Raw genomic sequence first — 16,875 nt, 5'->3', positions numbered from 1 at the left:
GTGGAACCGGAAATGAACGACAGAACGTGCATTGTCACGCGGACAAGCGGTTCTGTCGACGACATGATCCGGTTTGTCGCCGGCCCAGATGGGGCGGTTGTGGCTGATTTGAAGCGCAATCTTCCCGGCCGGGGTTGTTGGATAAAGGCTCAGCGGCGCTATATTGATGAAGCGGTCAAGCGAAAGCTCTTACCGCGCGCATTGAAAAGCAATGTCATTGTTCCGGATGATTTCGGATTGGTCGTGGACCAAATGCTTGCAAAATCAACGCTCGGAAGTTTTGGGTTGGCGCGCAAGGCAGGTGTTGTGGTAACAGGGGCCGCAAAAGTGGACTCTGCCATCCGCAATGGCACTGCCGCACTCGTGCTTCATGCCTTCGAAGCGGCGGAAGATGGTGTCCGCAAACTTGACCAGGCCCGCCGTTCGGTTGTTTATGCGGGCGGACCGGAAATACCCGCCCTTTCATTGTTCGAAAGCAGTGAAATGGATTTGGCATTGGGTGGGGTAAATGTGATACATGCTGCCGTACTCAAGGGGAAGGCAGCTGCCGGGTTCATAAAACGAGCTTGGCTGCTACAGCATTTTCGCGATGGCCCCACGGATGTGGCCGACGCTAAAGCGGCAACTGTCGCGAAGGAAACGGAAACGGAATGAGCGATACAAAATCGACAGACGACAAGACGCTAGGCGTCAATAAGAAGACCCTGACCCTGAAGCGGCCTGGCGTTGAACAGAGCACAGTGCGTCAGAACTTCAGCCATGGGCGTACGAAGTCTGTTGTCGTTGAAACAAAGAAGCGCAAGTTCAGCCTGCCGGATCAAAAGCCGGAGGTTGCGCCTCCTGTTGTGGCTGCTCCTGCGCCAACGCCGGCTGCTGCACCAGCCGCGCCTGTGCGTCCTGCGCCGCCCCAATCTGCTGCACCACAGCCAAGTGCTGCTTCTGCACCGGCGCCGCGCCCGGCGGCTCCTGCCGTGTCCGCTCCGGCGCCTCAAACAAGCGCGCGTCCCGCCGCGCCTGCCCAGCAGCGTCCGGCCCAGCAGACTTATCGTCCATCCGGTCAGCGTCCGAACGACCGTTCCGGCATGGTGCTGAATACGCTTTCCACCGCCGAACTCGAAGCGCGCCGCAAGGCCCTCGAGGGTTCGAAGGCCCGTGATGCTGAAGATCGCGCCAAGGCTGCCATCGAGGCTGCCCGCCGTGCCGAAGACGACGCGCTGCGTGCTCAGGAACGTGAAGCATCTGCCCGCCGTCAGGCTGAGGAAGAAGAGCGCCTGCGTAAGGAAGCTGAGGCCAAGCAGCGTGCAGAAGAAGAATCCCGCAAGCGCCAGCCCGAGTTGAAGACGGCTGACGATGCAACGTTGAAAGCAGCGATACGCAAGCCGAATGTTGCTGAAGAGGATGATGACCGCCGTGGTCCCGCTGGTGCCCGCCGTGGCAGCAGTGCCGTACCGGCCAAACCGGAAGTCCGGACGCCAAAGGTCGTCAAGGGCGAAGATGAACGCCGCCGTGGCAAGCTGACCTTGGGCTCGGCGCTCAATGATGAGGGCCGCAGCCGTTCCCTTTCCGCCATGCGCCGCCGCCAGGAGAAATTCAAGCGCGGCATGCAACAGGAAACCCGCGAGAAGATCGCGCGTGAAGTTATCCTGCCGGAGACAATCACAATCCAGGAACTCGCTCAGCGTATGGCCGAGCGTTCCGTCGATGTCATCAAATTCCTCATGAAGGAAGGCCAGATGATGAAGCCGGGCGATCTGATCGACGCTGATACAGCTCAGCTGATCGCCGAAGAATTCGGCCACACGGTCCGCCGCGTTGCCGAGTCCGACGTCGAAGAGGGTATCTTCAACGTGCAGGACGACAAGGCCTCGTTCGTGTCGCGTCCGCCAGTTGTCACCATTATGGGTCACGTCGATCACGGCAAGACCTCGCTGCTCGATGCGATCCGCAAGGCCAACGTCGTTTCCGGTGAAGCTGGCGGCATTACCCAGCACATCGGTGCTTATCAGGTAGAGCAGAACGGTCAGAAGATCACCTTCATCGATACACCGGGCCACGCCGCCTTCACGGCCATGCGTGCCCGCGGTGCTCAGGCAACGGATATCGCCATTCTGGTCGTTGCAGCCGATGACAGCGTCATGCCGCAGACGATCGAATCGATCAATCATGCCAAGGCAGCAGGTGTTCCGATCATCGTTGCGATCAACAAGATCGACAAGCCGTCGGCTGATCCGCAGAAGGTCCGTAACGGCCTGCTTCAGCATGAAGTCTTTGTTGAATCGATGGGCGGTGAAACGCTCGACGTTGAAGTTTCAGCGAAGACCGGTGCCGGTCTCGACAAGCTTCTTGAAACGATCCTGCTTCAGGCCGAAGTTCTCGACCTCAAAGCCGATCCTACCCGGACGGCCGAAGGTGTTGTGATCGAAGCCAAGCTTGATCGCGGTCGCGGCTCGGTTGCAACCGTTCTGGTTCAGAAGGGCACACTAAAGCCCGGCGATATCATCGTTGCCGGCAGCGAGTGGGGACGTGTCCGCGCGCTCGTCAATGATCGTGGTGAGAACCTGAAGGATGCCGGACCGGCTATGCCGGTTGAAGTTCTTGGCCTTGGCGGACCGCCGCAGGCCGGCGATCGCTTTGCTGTTGTTGAAAGCGAAGCCAAGGCGCGCGAGATTTCCGAATACCGCACGCGTCTTGCCCGTGAAAAGGCTGTGGCACGTCAGGCCGGTTCACGCGGTTCGCTCGAACAGATGATGAGCCAGCTGCAGGTAACCGGGCTGAAGGAATTCCCGCTTCTCATCAAGGGTGATGTGCAAGGCTCGATCGAAGCCATTGCCGGCGCACTGGAGAAACTCGGAACCGACGAAGTGCGCGCGCGCATCATCCACTCGGGTGCTGGCGGTATCACGGAGAGCGATATCGCTCTTGCGGAGGCCTCCAACGCCGCGATCATCGGCTTCAACGTGCGTGCTAACAAGCAGGCGCGTGATCTGGCCGAGCGCGAAGGCATCGAAATCCGCTACTACAACATCATCTACGATCTCGTTGATGATGTGAAAGCGGCGATGTCCGGACTTCTCTCACCAGAACGCCGTGAAACCTTCATCGGTAATGCGGAAATTCTGGAAGTCTTCAACATCACCAAGGTCGGCAAGGTTGCCGGCTGCCGTGTTACGGAAGGCAAGGTTGAACGTGGTGCGGGCGTCCGCCTTATCCGCGACAACGTCGTCATCCACGAAGGCAAGCTCAAGACACTCAAGCGCTTCAAGGACGAAGTTACCGAAGTGCCAGCGGGCCAGGAATGCGGTATGGCGTTCGAAAACTACGACGACATGCGCGCAGGCGATACGATCGAAGCTTTCCGCGTCGAACATGTGACCCGCACGCTCTAAAGAGCAGCGCCCTAATCATTGAAGACAGGATCGCCGGAATGAAAACCGGCGATCCATTGCTTATTTGAATGTGAAATTCTTGGGATACAATAATTAATGGCTCGCTTTGCTACAGGATCAGGCCCTTCTCAACGTCAGTTGCGCGTCAGCGAGCAGGTGCGCCACGCGGTTTCCCAAGTGCTTCAACGCGGCGACGTTCGCGATGATACGCTGGAAAATGCCGTCATTGCCATTTCCGAAGTCCGCATGTCGCCCGACCTGAAAATCGCTACCTGTTTCGTCTCGCCAGTCGGTGCAACGGACAGTGAAGGCGTGATCAGCGCCCTGAACAAGAATGCAAAGTTTATTCGCGGCCGGGCTGCACCTCACCTCAAGCAGATGAAATATATGCCGGAATTCCGTTTCCGCATCGATACGAGCTTCGACAACTACGCCAAGATCGACGCCCTGCTACGCAAGCCTGAAGTCACCCGCGATCTCGCCGATGATGATGAAGACGACGATGGCGGGGATCCTAACCCAGGCGACGTTCCTGGCCACGACGGCGACGGTAACGACTAAGATGACACGGCAGCGCAAGAAAAAGGGCCGTCCGGTTTCCGGCTGGCTGATCTTCGACAAGCCTAAAGGTATGGGATCGACGGAAGCTGTTTCCAAGATCAAATGGTTGTTCAAGGCTGAAAAGGCCGGTCATGCGGGTACGCTGGACCCACTGGCGTCGGGAATGTTGCCGATCGCGCTGGGCGAGGCGACCAAGACCGTTCCCTATGTCATGGACGGAACGAAGATCTATCGCTTTACCGTGACCTGGGGTGCCGAACGCTCTACGGATGACCTTGAAGGCGAAGTGACCGTAACCTCGGACGTGCGGCCTGACGAAGCCGCAATCAAGGCGCTTTTGCCGAAATACACTGGCGTGATCCAACAGACTCCGCCCAAATTCTCGGCCATCAAAATCGCTGGCGAGCGCGCCTACGATCTTGCCCGCGGCGGCGAGGAAGTTGAGATACCTTCCCGCGAAGTGGAGATCGACCGCCTGGAACTGATCGAGCAACCCGATGCCTCGACAGCGATCTTCGAAGTCGAATGTGGCAAGGGCACCTATGTACGCTCGCTTGCACGCGATATGGGCCGCGATCTTGGCTGCTACGGCCATATTTCCGATCTGCGCCGCATAGAGGTTGCGCCCTTCGACGAGTCCGATTTCGTTACGCTCGCGGAGTTGGAGGCTGCCCACCCGCCTGTGCCTACTGAAGGCGAAGAAGGCGATGATCGCTCCTACGAGCGGTTGGCCGAACGTTTCTCGGTGATGGATGCATTCCTCATCGATACCGGCGCAGCGCTGGAAGGCCTGCCACAGGTAGCTGTCTCCGATGATCAGGCGCATCGTATTCGCATGGGCAATCCGGTGATCCTGCGCGGGCGCGATGCACCTGTCGAAGCTGACGAAGCCTGCGTGACCAGCAGGGGTAAGCTTTTGGCAATCGGATTCATCGAGAAAGGCCAGTTCCAGCCGAAGCGCGTGTTTACGGCCTAAAACCGCCAGAATCATTTGCGGCTGGTAATTTATCGCATTTTCGACTATACGGCCCGCAGCGACGGCTTTGCTTGTCGCTTTAACCGGCCCCCGCTGGACGACATCCCGGCCGTGGGCATCCTGTTTTCCTCTTCAAAAGAAAGGATATACGATGTCGATAACCGCTGAACGCAAGCAGGCAGTGATAACTGAATATGCAACGAAGCCAGGCGATACCGGTTCTCCGGAAGTCCAGGTTGCCGTTCTGACAGAGCGCATTGTCAATTTGACCGAACATTTCAAGGACCACAAGAAGGATAACCATTCCCGCCGTGGTCTGCTCAAGCTTGTCTCGACGCGCCGCAGCCTTCTTGATTATCTCAAGAAAGTTGATCAGGGCCGTTACCAGACGCTGATCGAAAAGCTCGGCCTGCGCCGCTAATAACGGATTGAACCGGCGGTAGCGTCTGACGCTCCGCCGGTTTCTTTCATTCCGATGAGGAATGAATTCTACCATGAGACAGGTCATGGGGCAGGATTGCTGGCAACTCGAAAGTGCGAGTTGCAAATTGTCTTGCCCGTGATTGGTCTAAATCGAAACGGGAGATCGATGCTGCTATCCAAAGGGAAGCGCGTTTTTCTCCACTGAAGGACAAGATATGTTTAATCAACACAAAGTTGAAATCGAATGGGGCGGCCGTCCGCTCATTCTCGAAACCGGCAAGATTGCCCGTCAGGCTGACGGCGCCGTTCTCGCCACCTACGGCGAAACCGTCGTACTCGCCACCGTCGTTTCCGCCAAGGAACCGAAGCCAGGCCAGGACTTCTTCCCGCTCACCGTCAACTATCAGGAAAAGACCTACGCCGCCGGCAAGATCCCTGGTGGTTACTTCAAGCGTGAAGGCCGTCCGAGCGAAAACGAAACACTGGTTTCGCGTCTGATCGACCGTCCGATCCGCCCGCTCTTCGCTGATGGTTACAAGAACGACACGCAGGTCGTTCTGACCGTTATCCAGCACGATTTGGAGAATAACCCCGATATCGTTTCGATGATCGGCGCCTCCGCTGCCCTGACGCTTTCCGGCGTACCATTCATGGGCCCGATCGGCGGCGCACGCGTCGGCTATATCGGCGGCGAATACAGACTGAACCCGACCGTTGATGAAATGCCGGAATCGAGCCTCGATCTGGTCGTTGCCGGTACAGGCGATGCAGTTCTCATGGTTGAATCGGAAGCCAAGGAATTGGCTGAAGACGTCATGCTCGGCGCCGTCATGTTCGGTCATCGCGCCTTCCAGCCGGTCATCGATGCGATCATCAAGCTTGCTGAAGTGGCTGCAAAGGAACCGCGTGACTTCCAGACGGACGATCTTTCAGCGGCCGAAGCAGCTGTGCTGAAGGTTGTCGAAGCTGATCTGCGCGATGCCTACAAGATCACTGACAAGCAGAAGCGCTACAATGCGGTTGATGCTGCCAAGGCCAAGGTCAAGGCGCATTTCTTCCCGGAAGGCGTTGAAGAACCTGAGTTTTCGGGGGAAGAGATCGCAACTGTATTCAAGTCGGTTCAGGCGAAGATCGTTCGCTGGAACATTCTTGATACCGGCAGCCGCATCGATGGCCGCGATTTGAAGACCGTTCGTCCGATCGTTTCGGAAGTCGGCCTCCTACCGCGCACCCACGGCTCGGCGCTGTTCACCCGCGGTGAAACACAGGCCATCGTTGTTGCTACGCTCGGTACTGGCGAAGACGAACAGTATGTCGACTCGCTGACTGGCATGTACAAAGAAACCTTCATGCTTCACTACAATTTCCCGCCCTATTCGGTCGGTGAAACAGGTCGCATGGGGTCTCCTGGCCGTCGCGAAATCGGCCATGGCAAGCTCGCCTGGCGCGCTATCCACCCGGTTCTGCCTGCCAAGGAACAGTTCCCCTACACGCTTCGTACAGTATCCGAGATCACCGAATCCAATGGTTCGTCCTCGATGGCAACGGTTTGCGGCACTTCGCTGGCTCTGATGGATGCGGGTGTTCCGCTGCTCCGTCCAGTTGCCGGTATCGCCATGGGCCTGATCCTCGAAGGCGAGAAGTTCGCTGTTCTCTCCGATATCCTCGGTGATGAAGATCATCTTGGTGACATGGATTTCAAGGTTGCTGGGTCGGAAAATGGTATCACTGCCTTGCAGATGGATATCAAGATCGACGGCATCACCGAAGAGATCATGAAGGTTGCGCTCGCTCAGGCCAAGGACGGCCGCCTGCATATCCTCGGCGAAATGGCGAAGGCCATTACCGAAGGCCGTTCAGAACTTGGCGAATTTGCCCCGCGCATTGAAGTCATGAACATTCCGACCGACAAGATCCGTGACGTTATCGGTTCTGGCGGCAAGGTCATTCGCGAAATCGTCGAGAAGACCGGCGCGAAGATCAACATCGAAGATGATGGCACTGTAAAGATCGCATCGTCCTCGGCCAAGGAAATCGAAGCTGCCCGCAAGTGGATCCATTCCATCGTTGCTGAGCCGGAAGTTGGCGAGATCTATGAAGGCACGGTCGTCAAGACCGCTGACTTCGGCGCATTCGTCAATTTCTTCGGTCCGCGCGATGGTCTTGTTCACATTTCGCAGTTGGCTTCGGATCGTGTTGCCAAGACTTCAGACGTGGTCAAGGAAGGCCAGAAGGTCTGGGTCAAGCTCATGGGCTTCGACGAACGCGGCAAGGTTCGCCTGTCGATGAAAGTCGTCGACCAGGAAACCGGCAAGGAAATCGTTCAGGAAAAGAAGGCTCAGGAAGACGCTGAGTAATCTTCTGAATAGACTATAGTGAAAGCGCGCCCTTGTGGCGCGCTTTTTTCTTGGCACAACACATCTATAGATGGATCCCTTATGGCCAACGGCGCCCTGCAGACGCTCTTCCTGCCTTTTGAAGACGAGATACTGCCCTTACCGGACAAAGGCGCCGCATGGTTGTTTCTCGGTGCCGAGGCGGATCGTCACATAGCGACCGAGTGGCAAGGTGTCCTGACGTGTTTGCAGCCGTTCAAACCCGAGTACCTTGCATTGCAGAAGGCGGGCTTCAATGCCGTTCCCAGGTTGCAAGGCGACGAACGCTTCGATGGCGCGCTGATCCTGATCGGCAAGCACAAAGGACGTAATGAGAACTGGCTGGCGCAGGCGCTTTGTCAGGTCAAACCCGGCGGACAGATTGTGGTTTCAGGCGACAAGAAGCTCGGTGTCGATAGCTTCCGCAAGACGGTCGAAGGCCTAGCGCCGGTCGCTGACAGACTGTCAAAACATCACGCCGTAGCTTTCTGGTTCGCACGACCGGAAGCTTTAAATAGTGAGCAAATTCAGAAGCTTGTGGCGGAACCGACCAAGCTTGAAGATCGCTTCACCACAGGTCCGGGCATGTTCTCGCATTCCGCCATCGATAAGGGTTCAGCCTTGCTGGTCAGGCACTTCGCAGGCCGCATCAGCGGCCATGTGGCAGACTTCGGCGCCGGATGGGGCTACCTCGCCAGCGAGGTGCTGAACCACCCCGAAAAGCTGAAGTCGCTGGCGCTCTATGAAGCGGATTTCGAGGCCTTGGAAGCCGCCAAACTGAACGTCAATGGGGGCGAAATCCCTGTGACATTCCATTGGCACGATGTGAATAGCGAAGCGATTACAGAGATTTACGATACGATCGTCATGAATCCGCCGTTTCATGCCGGGCGCAGTGCTGACCCGACAGTGGGGCAGGGTTTCATCGCCGCCGCAGCAAAACGGCTGAAGCCGGGAGGCAAGCTGTTGCTCGTCGCCAACCGGCAGATGCCCTATGAGGCAGGACTGAAGGCGCTATTCAAATCGGTGCTGCCGCTTGAGGATGATGCCGGCTACAAGATCATCGAAGCGAAGAAGTAATTTCTACCTACCACAACTAAAATACCACCAAGGGTAGCGAAAAGCGTGCCGGATTCGGCATTTCTTGCATCATTTTCGCAGGTTCTTGTGCCATTTTTGGAAAAACCTGCGCAAAACTTGTTCCAGTTCCGGATCGGGCCGTGCAGAATCACTCTTTGCCGTCGTCCGACTTTTTTAGCTCTTCCAGCGTCGGCATCGACACAATGTTGTAGCCAGAGTCCACATAGTGGATCTCACCGGTAACGCCGCTCGAAAGGTCCGACAGGAGGTAGAGGGCGGACCGGCCGACGTCTTCGATATCGACGGTGCGGCGCAGAGGTGCGTTGCGCTTCTGGTAGGAGAACATGGCGCGGGCATCGCCGATACCGGCACCGGCCAATGTGCGCACAGGACCCGCGGAAATTGCATTGACGCGAATGCCTTCCGGACCGTAGTCGGCAGCGAGATAACGCACCATGGCCTCGAGCGCGGCCTTGGCCACACCCATCACATTGTAGTTGGGCATGACCCGGGTGGAGCCGCCATAGGTCAGCGTCAGGATAGAACCGCCATCCGTCATCAGCTTCGAAGCGCGCTGGGCGATCTCGGTAAAGGAGTAGGCGGAGATGACCATGGTGCGGCTGAAATTATCCCGCGTCGTCACATCGGCATAGCGCCCCTTGAGCTGCGACTTGTCGGAAAAGCCGATGGCATGAACGACGAAATCGATTGAGCCCCACTCCTTTTCCAGCGTCTCGAAGACCGCGTCGACAGTGGCGATATCTTCGACATCGCAAGGCAGGAGCAGTTTCGATCCCAGCTGTTCTGCCAGTGGCGCAACACGCTTGCCGAACGCTTCACCTTGGTAAGTGAAGGCAAGCTCGGCGCCGTTATCGGCCAATTCCTTGGCGATCCCCCAAGCAATGGAATGGCTGTTCGCGACGCCCATGATAAGGCCGCGCTTGCCCTTCATCAAATCTGACATTGTATTCCCTCAATCCTCGTAACGCTGGTAAACCAGCGAAGCATTCGTGCCGCCAAATCCGAAGGAATTGGTCAGGACCGTATTCAGTTTGATGTTGTCGATCCGCCTGCGCGCAATGGGCATGTCTTCGAATGCGGGATCAAGTTCTTCAATATTGGCGCTTTCCGCGATGAAATCGTGGTTCATCATCAGAAGCGAATAGATCGACTCGTGTACGCCGGTCGCACCCTGAGAATGGCCCGTCAGCGATTTTGTTGCAGAGATCGGCGGGCACTGATTGCCTGAACCGAACACTTCGCGGATTGCTTCGATTTCCTTCAAGTCACCCACTGGCGTCGAGGTCGCGTGCGGATTGATGTAGTCGATCGGGCCCTTGACGTTGGCGATCGCCATGCGCATGCAGCGCGCCGCGCCTTCGCCGCTCGGTGCGACCATGTCGGCACCGTCGGAGGTCACGCCATAGCCGACGAGTTCGCCATAAATCTTGGCGCCGCGCGCCTTGGCATGTTCAAGCTCTTCAAGAACGAGAACGCCGGCGCCGCCGGAGATGACGAACCCGTCGCGGTTCTTGTCATATGCACGTGAAGCTACCGATGGACGGTCGTTGAATTTGGAGGACATCGCGCCCATGCCGTCGAACAGCACGGACAATGTCCAGTCGAGATCCTCGCAGCCGCCCGCGAACATCATGTCCTGCTTGCCGTACTGGATCATCTCATAGGCGTTGCCGACGCAATGGTTCGAGGTCGCGCAGGCCGAGGAGATGGAATAATTGACGCCCTTGATCTTGAACCATGTGGCAAGCGTTGCGGAGGCGGTCGAAGACATGGCCTTCGGCACGGCAAACGGACCCACCTTCTTGCTTGAACCGGATTCAATGGTCTTTTCCGCAGCCTCGACGATCGTGCGGGTGGAGGAGCCGCCCGAGCCCATGATGATGCCGGTGCGTTCATTGGAGATCAGGTCCGTATCGAGACCTGCATCGGCAATCGCCTGATCCATGGCGACATGGTTCCAGGCGGTGCCACCGCCATGAAAGCGCATGGCACGGCGATCTACCAGCGTTGATGGATCAAGCGTGGGCGCACCATGAACCTGGCTGCGAAAACCGTGCTTTGCATATTCCTCAGCAAAGACAATTCCCGATTTTGCTGTGCGAAGAGACTCAAGCACTTCCTGCACATTATTGCCGATAGAGGACACTATACCCATGCCCGTCACAACCACTCGCCGCATCGCGATCTCCTTAAAGGCTTGCGCTGGCTAGAGGCTCAGGCAGCGCTTTCCTTGAATAGGCCAACCCGCAGGTCAGTTGCTTTATAGATAGTCTCGCCATCGACCTTTAGCCAGCCGTCGGCAATTCCAAGCACAAGACGACCGCGCATAACGCGCTTGAAGTCGATGCCATATTCGACAAGTTTGTTTTTCGGCGTGACCATGCCGGTGAACTTGACTTCGCCGGTGGAGAGTGCGCGGCCCTTGCCGGGCTCGCCGAGCCAGCCAAGATAAAAGCCGGTCAGTTGCCACATGGCATCAAGGCCGAGGCAGCCGGGCATCACAGGATCACCAATGAAATGACAGGGGAAGAACCAAAGGTCAGGCTTGATGTCGAATTCAGCACGGATATAGCCCTTGCCGTTTTCGCCGCCTGTTTCAGAAATCTCGGTGATACGGTCGAACATCAGCATGGGTGGTGCTGGCAACTGGGCATTGCCCTGACCGAACATCTCTCCGCGGGCACAGGCAAGAAGCTCTTCATACCCGTAGCTTGATTTCTGTTCTGGCATTCTTTCTCCCATCGGTAACTTCAAGGCTTGCGCCTGGATATGTTCCGGCGCGGGCGGACCCTATCATAGAGTATTTCCGCCTGAAAACGCTGCATAGAGCAAACCTTCGTCAAATGGAACCCTCGCGTTGGGGTGTGTCGATATTCACGCCATGGCGGCCTGCAAATGGCATTTTTCTGCGCTCCGGTGTTCATGTACTTTATGTACACTGCGCTCCGTTGCTCGAAAATTACCATTTTCGGCACGCCCTGACCCGAATCTCAACGCACCCAGACCAGAAACAGGACCGGCTTACAGCGACAAAGGGCGTATTTCCAGCCTATTGATCGATTTCGCAAGACAGCATATATCAATCATGTAACACGACGGACAATGTGTCTGGGGTGAGACTTTCGATATGAGTTAACGGAGTGGCAGACGGGCCATGCATATTTCTTATGAAATTGACGCTGATGTATCCTTGCAGGAGCGCTTGCGCTTTGCAGGATTACGGCCGACCCGTCAGCGTATCGCGCTTGCCAGCCTGATCTTTGCCAAGGGTGACAGGCACCTTTCGGCCGAGGAACTGCACGAAGAGGCGCTCGGTGCCAATGTGCCGGTTTCGCTGGCGACGGTGTATAATACACTGCATCAGTTTACCCAGGCCGGAATGCTTCGCATTCTCGCAGTCGAAGGCGCAAAGACCTACTTCGACACCAATGTTTCCGACCATCATCACTTTTTCGTCGAAGGCGAAAATGAGGTAATCGATATCCCTAGCGGTTCGACCATGGTCGGCAATTTGCCGCCGGTTCCGGAAGGCATGGAAATCGTCAACGTCGATATCATTATCCGCCTGCGCAAGAAGCGTGGCTGATAAAGCATCACATACGGGCTCTATAATTAGCTTGCGGGCGTTCGGGTCGTGACCCCGAGGCCTTGTGCAGCAAAGGCCCACTTTCTCCTTACGCAAGTGTGAACGGCATCGCCAAAGGCCGCCCGCAAAAAGCCGAGATGTTGTCCCTTAGCTTTTTTTGGGACGTACCCGCATGCAATCTTGCTATCCCGTGAAAGGTGTCGATACCGATGCGCCTGTTGCTGATCGAAGATGACGTGATCCTTGGATCGTCGTTGAAGAAAGCGCTGGAGAAACATGCCTATGGCGTGGATTGGATGCAGGACGGGGAATCCGGGCTTGCTGCGCTTGAGGACCTGAACTTCAGCGTCGTTGTACTCGACGTCAACTTGCCGAAGCTCAACGGAATCGATGTGCTGAGAGCGGTGCGGCAAAAGAAGAACATGATTCCGATCTTGCTGCTGACCGCGCGGGATACTCCGCTACAGAAGGTTGAGGGTCTTGACAGCGGCGCTGACGATTATCTCGTCAAGCCCTTTGATCTCGATGAGCTGCTAGCACGGCTTAGAGCGCTGATAAGGAGGCGGGACGGACGTTTGGATGTGGTCCTGAGGTGCGGAGATATTGAAGTAGACCCTGCCGCCATGGTGGTGCGTAGCACATCGGGACAAGTCGCGATGACGGCCAAGGAGTTTCAGATGCTGAAGCTCCTCATGGAACGCGCCGGCAAGTACGTTACAAAGAGCGATATCGAATATGCGCTTTATAGCGCTGAAAGCGCTGTGGAGAGCAATACGACGGAAGTGGTCATCTACAATCTGCGAAAGAAACTTGGCAGCGACTTCATAAAGTCGATCCGCGGCGTGGGGTACATGGTCGAGCAATGATCAGGTCAACGCTGACGCGCAAACTGTTTTTCAGGATTGCTCCGACAATTCTGATTACCATTGCCGTCATTGGTGCATTCGCCTTCCGCAGCGCCACGCGCGAAATCAACAATATCTATGACGCACAATTGATCAACGACGCGAACGTTCTTTGGACGCTGCTGGAACGCCAGGTTGAAAAGCCTGGCATTCATAAATCCAAGCAGGTCAGTGATATTGATCTGGCGATGGGCAACCAGCTGGCGATGAACGAGGATGCGGATGACTATGCCGAGGCCCACATGTTCCGTGCCTGGAAAGACGGGGAGATTGAGGTATTCTCGAGCACCGCATTCCCGCAGACGGTTCCGGAGCAACGGGCCGGATTCACGGATTTGACCTATGACGGTGAAAAGTGGCGGGTGTACGCCCTTCCAATTCCGCAAACGACTATCGTTGTGGAAATTGGAGAAAAGCTCGCCCTGCGAAAGACCCTTGTTTCGAATATTCTGCTGAACCTGTCATTTCCGTTGCTTGTCCTCTTCCCGCTCATCGCAGTGCTTATCTGGTTCGGCATAAGAAACGGTCTCAGCGCGATGCATGGATTGGTGCGCCAGATCCGCAGCCGTTCTCCGGATGACCTATCTGTCATTGCCGTCGATTCATTACCGAGGGACCTTTCCCCGCTCGGCAGATCGATCAATCAGCTTCTCGACAAGCTTGACCGCTCATTGACGGCGGAGAGGCGTTTCGCCGATCACGCAGCCCATCAACTGCGAACCCCTCAGACATCTCTTAAGTTATTGCTTCAAATGCTGGCGAATGCCGAGAGCGAGCAAGAACGCAAGGCTATCATCGGCGACCTCGTAGCGAGCAATGAAAAGGCGATGCACCTGATCGAGCAACTGCTCCGGACCGCCCGTGTCAGCCATCAACCCATGCTGTTGAAAAGCGTTTCGTTGTACAACACTGTGGCGTCGGTCATAGGCGAATTCGGTAACATCATTCATCTCAAGAAACTTGAGGTGTCGCTGCACGGCAATGAAGACGCGCAAGTCAATGCGGATGAACCGCTCCTTCGCCTGATGATTGCCAACCTGGTAGACAATGCAATCAAATACTCCCCGGTTGGCGGAGCCATCGAGGCATCGATCACATCCAAGAACGAGTCTTGGCTGCTGTCCATCAGCGACAGCGGGCCCGGAATAGCGGCGCAACACCGCGAAGCCGTGTTTCAACGCTTCTACCGGGTCGATACGCCGCATGCCGAGGGATCGGGATTGGGATTGGCGATCGTTGCCGACATAATTGACCGTTTCTCCGCCACCATCGCATTGAATGCTGCGGGGTCAGGCAGAGGTTTGAGCGTCGACGTGCTGATGCCGAGAGCGTAGCACGCGTCTTCAGGCGATTTCAGTTTCATTTCATTTTGGCATAATTCTGCACTCAGGCACGGCTGATAGAACCCCCGCACGATTGTGCAAGGAGTTTTTAAATGCACGTGTACTGCGATTTCGATGGAACGATTTCGGTCGAGGATGCGACCGATTTTGTGCTTTCAAACCTGGCCGATCCCACATGGGAAGCCATAGAACAAGAATGGCTCGACGGCGAGATCGGTTCCGCCGAATGCATGCGCCGTCAGGTCGCCCTGATCCGCGCCAAGCAACATGAACTCGATGATGTGCTTGAAGACGTCGTTATTGACCCGACGTTTCCCGCCTTCGCAGATTTCTGCAGCCGTCACACTATGCCGCTTACGATCGTGAGTGACGGCGTCGATTACTTCATCAAGCAAATTCTCGTACGAAACAACCTCAGCCATATTCCGGTGATCGCCAATAAGCTGACGATCGTCAATCCGGAAGGATTACCATCCTACCATCTGACTTCTCCCCACGCCGATCCGAAATGTTCGTCAGCCGCGGGGGTTTGCAAGTGCAGATCGCTGACACCGCGTGATTTGCGGGTCTACGTCGGTGACGGCCGTTCGGACTTCTGCGTTTCCCATCAACCGGAACTGGTCTTCGCCAAGGGGAAACTGGCTGATTACTGCTTCGCCGAGGATATCCCCTTCATCGCGTATGAAACCTTTGCCGATCTCACCCATAGCCTCAAGAGCGCGGTTCCGAGCCTGAAGGGCAACGCTCTCATCACTCCGCGCCACGCCGCCGCATAACCAACAAGCGAGAACCTGAATGAACACAACCTTTTCCATCAAGCAGCCTGAGCTCGTATCTCCGCTGCCGAACTCGGAACTCCAATTGCGCCTGCTTGAGGAGACCTATTGTTCTCACGGCGATACGGTCCACTACGCCCACCAACCGAGCTTTTTCGAAACGTGCGAAGGCTCGTACCTCTACGACAGCAAGGGTACGCCGTTCCTTGATCTGCAGATGTGGTATTCGGCGGTTAATTTCGGCTACCGCAACCCGCGCCTGAACGCCGCCGCACATCGGCAGCTGGACACCCTGCCTCAGGTGGCGTCGCAATATCTGCACAGGGAAAAGGTCGAACTCGCAGCAATGATTGCCCAAGATGCACAACGGAAATTCGGCACGAAAGGACGTGTTCATTTCAATGTCGGCGGCTCGCAGGCCATCGAGGATTCGCTGAAACTAGTGCGCAACTATTCGGGCGGAAAGAGCCTGATGTTTGCGTTCGAGGGTGGCTATCACGGGCGCACGCTTGGAGCCTCGGCGATCACGTCCAGCTACCGCTATCGCCGGCGCTACGGGCACTTCGGCGAGCGCGCGCAGTTCATCGAGTTTCCCTATCATTTTCGCGGCCCGAAAGGCATGAGCAAAGAGGAATACGGCCACCAGTGCGTGCAGAAATTCGCGCGGCTGTTCGAGAGCGAATACAACGGAGTGTGGGATCCCAAAGCGGGCAAGGCTGAATTTGCCGCCTTCTACGTGGAGCCCATTCAGGGAACTGGCGGCTATGTCATCCCTCCCATGAACTTCTTCAAGGAGTTGAAGCAGGTCCTTGACCAGCATGGAATTCTGCTCGTGGTCGATGAAATCCAGATGGGCGTCTACCGGACAGGCAAGATGTGGTCGATCGAACATTTCGGTGTCAACCCGGACATCCTCGTCTTCGGCAAGGCAATCACCAATGGTCTCAACCCGCTTTCGGGCGTCTGGGCGAAAGAAGAAATAATTCATCCGGGCATTTTCCCTCCGGGTTCAACGCATTCCACCTTCGCCAGCAATCCGATGGGAACTGCCGTGGCACTGGAAACCATGAAAATGCTTGAGGAAGAGGATTTCGGCGCGGCCATCGTCGAGAAAGGCGCTTACTTTCTCGACGGACTGAAGGAGTTGCAAAAACGCCACCGGATCATCGGCGATGTGGATGGGCTGGGTCTGGCCTTGCGCGTCGAAATATGCGCCGAAGATGGTTTCACCCCGGACAAGGCGACGATGGACTGGCTCTGCGACGAGGGGATGAAAGGCGATCTCAGCGTCGGCACGAACATGTACGGTCTCGTGCTGGATGTTGGCGGTTACCACAAGAATGTCATCACTCTTGCCCCGAACCTCCTGATCAGCCGCGAAGAGATAGATCTTGCCCTGACGCTGCTGGATCAGCTTTTTACCAGGGCTTCGAAGCGATAGAC

15 protein-coding genes are annotated in these 16,875 nt (G+C 56.4%); 12 read left to right on the top strand and 3 right to left on the bottom strand.

What is annotated here, in order from left to right:
- The 7 genes from ACSQ3H_RS00430 (at nt 1) to ACSQ3H_RS00400 (ending at nt 8,801) form a co-directional block, all read left to right on the top strand.
- On the top strand, nt 1-654 hold the full coding sequence (locus tag ACSQ3H_RS00430; protein WP_436115209.1) for an RNA-binding protein: 654 nt from the start codon (nt 1-3) through the stop codon (nt 652-654).
- Complete coding sequence (gene infB, locus ACSQ3H_RS00425; RefSeq protein WP_436115208.1) at nt 651-3,386, top strand: translation initiation factor IF-2; 2,736 nt, start codon at nt 651-653, stop codon at nt 3,384-3,386. Before ACSQ3H_RS00430 ends, infB begins: the two co-directional genes overlap by 4 nt.
- 96 nt (nt 3,387-3,482) lie before the next feature.
- A complete protein-coding gene (rbfA, locus tag ACSQ3H_RS00420) occupies nt 3,483-3,947 on the top strand; it encodes a 30S ribosome-binding factor RbfA (protein ID WP_436115207.1) in 465 nt (154 codons plus the stop codon).
- 1 nt (nt 3,948) lies between these two features.
- Nucleotides 3,949-4,923, top strand: coding sequence for a tRNA pseudouridine(55) synthase TruB (gene truB / locus ACSQ3H_RS00415; RefSeq protein WP_436119299.1), 975 nt, complete (start codon nt 3,949-3,951; stop codon nt 4,921-4,923).
- 46 nt (nt 4,924-4,969) lie between these two features.
- The gene (rpsO, locus tag ACSQ3H_RS00410; RefSeq protein ID WP_436119298.1) at nt 4,970-5,344 is read left to right on the top strand and encodes a 30S ribosomal protein S15; all 375 of its coding nucleotides are present in this window, start codon (nt 4,970-4,972) and stop codon (nt 5,342-5,344) included.
- A gap of 217 nt (nt 5,345-5,561) precedes the next feature.
- The gene (pnp, locus tag ACSQ3H_RS00405; protein WP_436115206.1) at nt 5,562-7,703 is read left to right on the top strand and encodes a polyribonucleotide nucleotidyltransferase; all 2,142 of its coding nucleotides are present in this window, start codon (nt 5,562-5,564) and stop codon (nt 7,701-7,703) included.
- An 81-nt stretch (nt 7,704-7,784) separates the two neighbouring features.
- Entirely contained in the window at nt 7,785-8,801 is a 1,017-nt protein-coding gene (locus tag ACSQ3H_RS00400; RefSeq protein ID WP_436115205.1) for a methyltransferase, read from the top strand.
- Between the two features lie 148 nt (nt 8,802-8,949).
- On the opposite strand, the gene fabI is transcribed toward ACSQ3H_RS00400, so the two are convergent.
- From fabI to fabA, 3 genes are read right to left on the bottom strand one after another with little or no spacing between them, the layout of a single operon-like run.
- Nucleotides 8,950-9,765, bottom strand: a complete 816-nt coding sequence (fabI, locus tag ACSQ3H_RS00395) for an enoyl-ACP reductase FabI (RefSeq protein WP_436115204.1) — start codon at nt 9,763-9,765, stop codon at nt 8,950-8,952.
- A 9-nt stretch (nt 9,766-9,774) separates the two neighbouring features.
- Nucleotides 9,775-11,001 carry a beta-ketoacyl-ACP synthase I gene (gene fabB, locus ACSQ3H_RS00390; protein ID WP_436115203.1) on the bottom strand — a complete coding sequence of 409 codons (1,227 nt, stop codon included), beginning with the start codon at nt 10,999-11,001 and terminating at the stop codon, nt 9,775-9,777.
- 35 nt (nt 11,002-11,036) lie between these two features.
- A complete protein-coding gene (gene fabA / locus ACSQ3H_RS00385; protein WP_008122449.1) occupies nt 11,037-11,552 on the bottom strand; it encodes a 3-hydroxyacyl-[acyl-carrier-protein] dehydratase FabA in 516 nt (171 codons plus the stop codon).
- Between the two features lie 424 nt (nt 11,553-11,976).
- Between fabA and irrA the strand changes: the two genes are divergently transcribed.
- The 5 genes from irrA (at nt 11,977) to ACSQ3H_RS00360 (ending at nt 16,873) form a co-directional block, all read left to right on the top strand.
- Nucleotides 11,977-12,408, top strand: a complete 432-nt coding sequence (irrA, locus tag ACSQ3H_RS00380; RefSeq protein ID WP_112526576.1) for an iron response transcriptional regulator IrrA — start codon at nt 11,977-11,979, stop codon at nt 12,406-12,408.
- Between the two features lie 209 nt (nt 12,409-12,617).
- Complete coding sequence (locus tag ACSQ3H_RS00375) at nt 12,618-13,274, top strand: response regulator (RefSeq protein ID WP_436115202.1); 657 nt, start codon at nt 12,618-12,620, stop codon at nt 13,272-13,274.
- Complete coding sequence (locus tag ACSQ3H_RS00370) at nt 13,271-14,647, top strand: ATP-binding protein (protein ID WP_436115201.1); 1,377 nt, start codon at nt 13,271-13,273, stop codon at nt 14,645-14,647. Before ACSQ3H_RS00375 ends, ACSQ3H_RS00370 begins: the two co-directional genes overlap by 4 nt.
- Before the next feature lie 101 nt (nt 14,648-14,748).
- Complete coding sequence (locus tag ACSQ3H_RS00365) at nt 14,749-15,432, top strand: MtnX-like HAD-IB family phosphatase (RefSeq protein ID WP_436115200.1); 684 nt, start codon at nt 14,749-14,751, stop codon at nt 15,430-15,432.
- A 19-nt stretch (nt 15,433-15,451) separates the two neighbouring features.
- The gene (locus tag ACSQ3H_RS00360; RefSeq protein WP_436115199.1) at nt 15,452-16,873 is read left to right on the top strand and encodes an aspartate aminotransferase family protein; all 1,422 of its coding nucleotides are present in this window, start codon (nt 15,452-15,454) and stop codon (nt 16,871-16,873) included.
- The last annotated feature ends 2 nt before the right edge of the window (nt 16,874-16,875 follow it).

It is taken from the genome of Phyllobacterium sp. LjRoot231 (assembly GCF_964253365.1).
Taxonomy (GTDB): Bacteria; Pseudomonadota; Alphaproteobacteria; order Rhizobiales; family Rhizobiaceae; genus Phyllobacterium.
The sequence above is the reverse complement of the archived record's forward strand: the minus strand, read 5'-3'. Positions and strand labels throughout refer to the sequence as shown.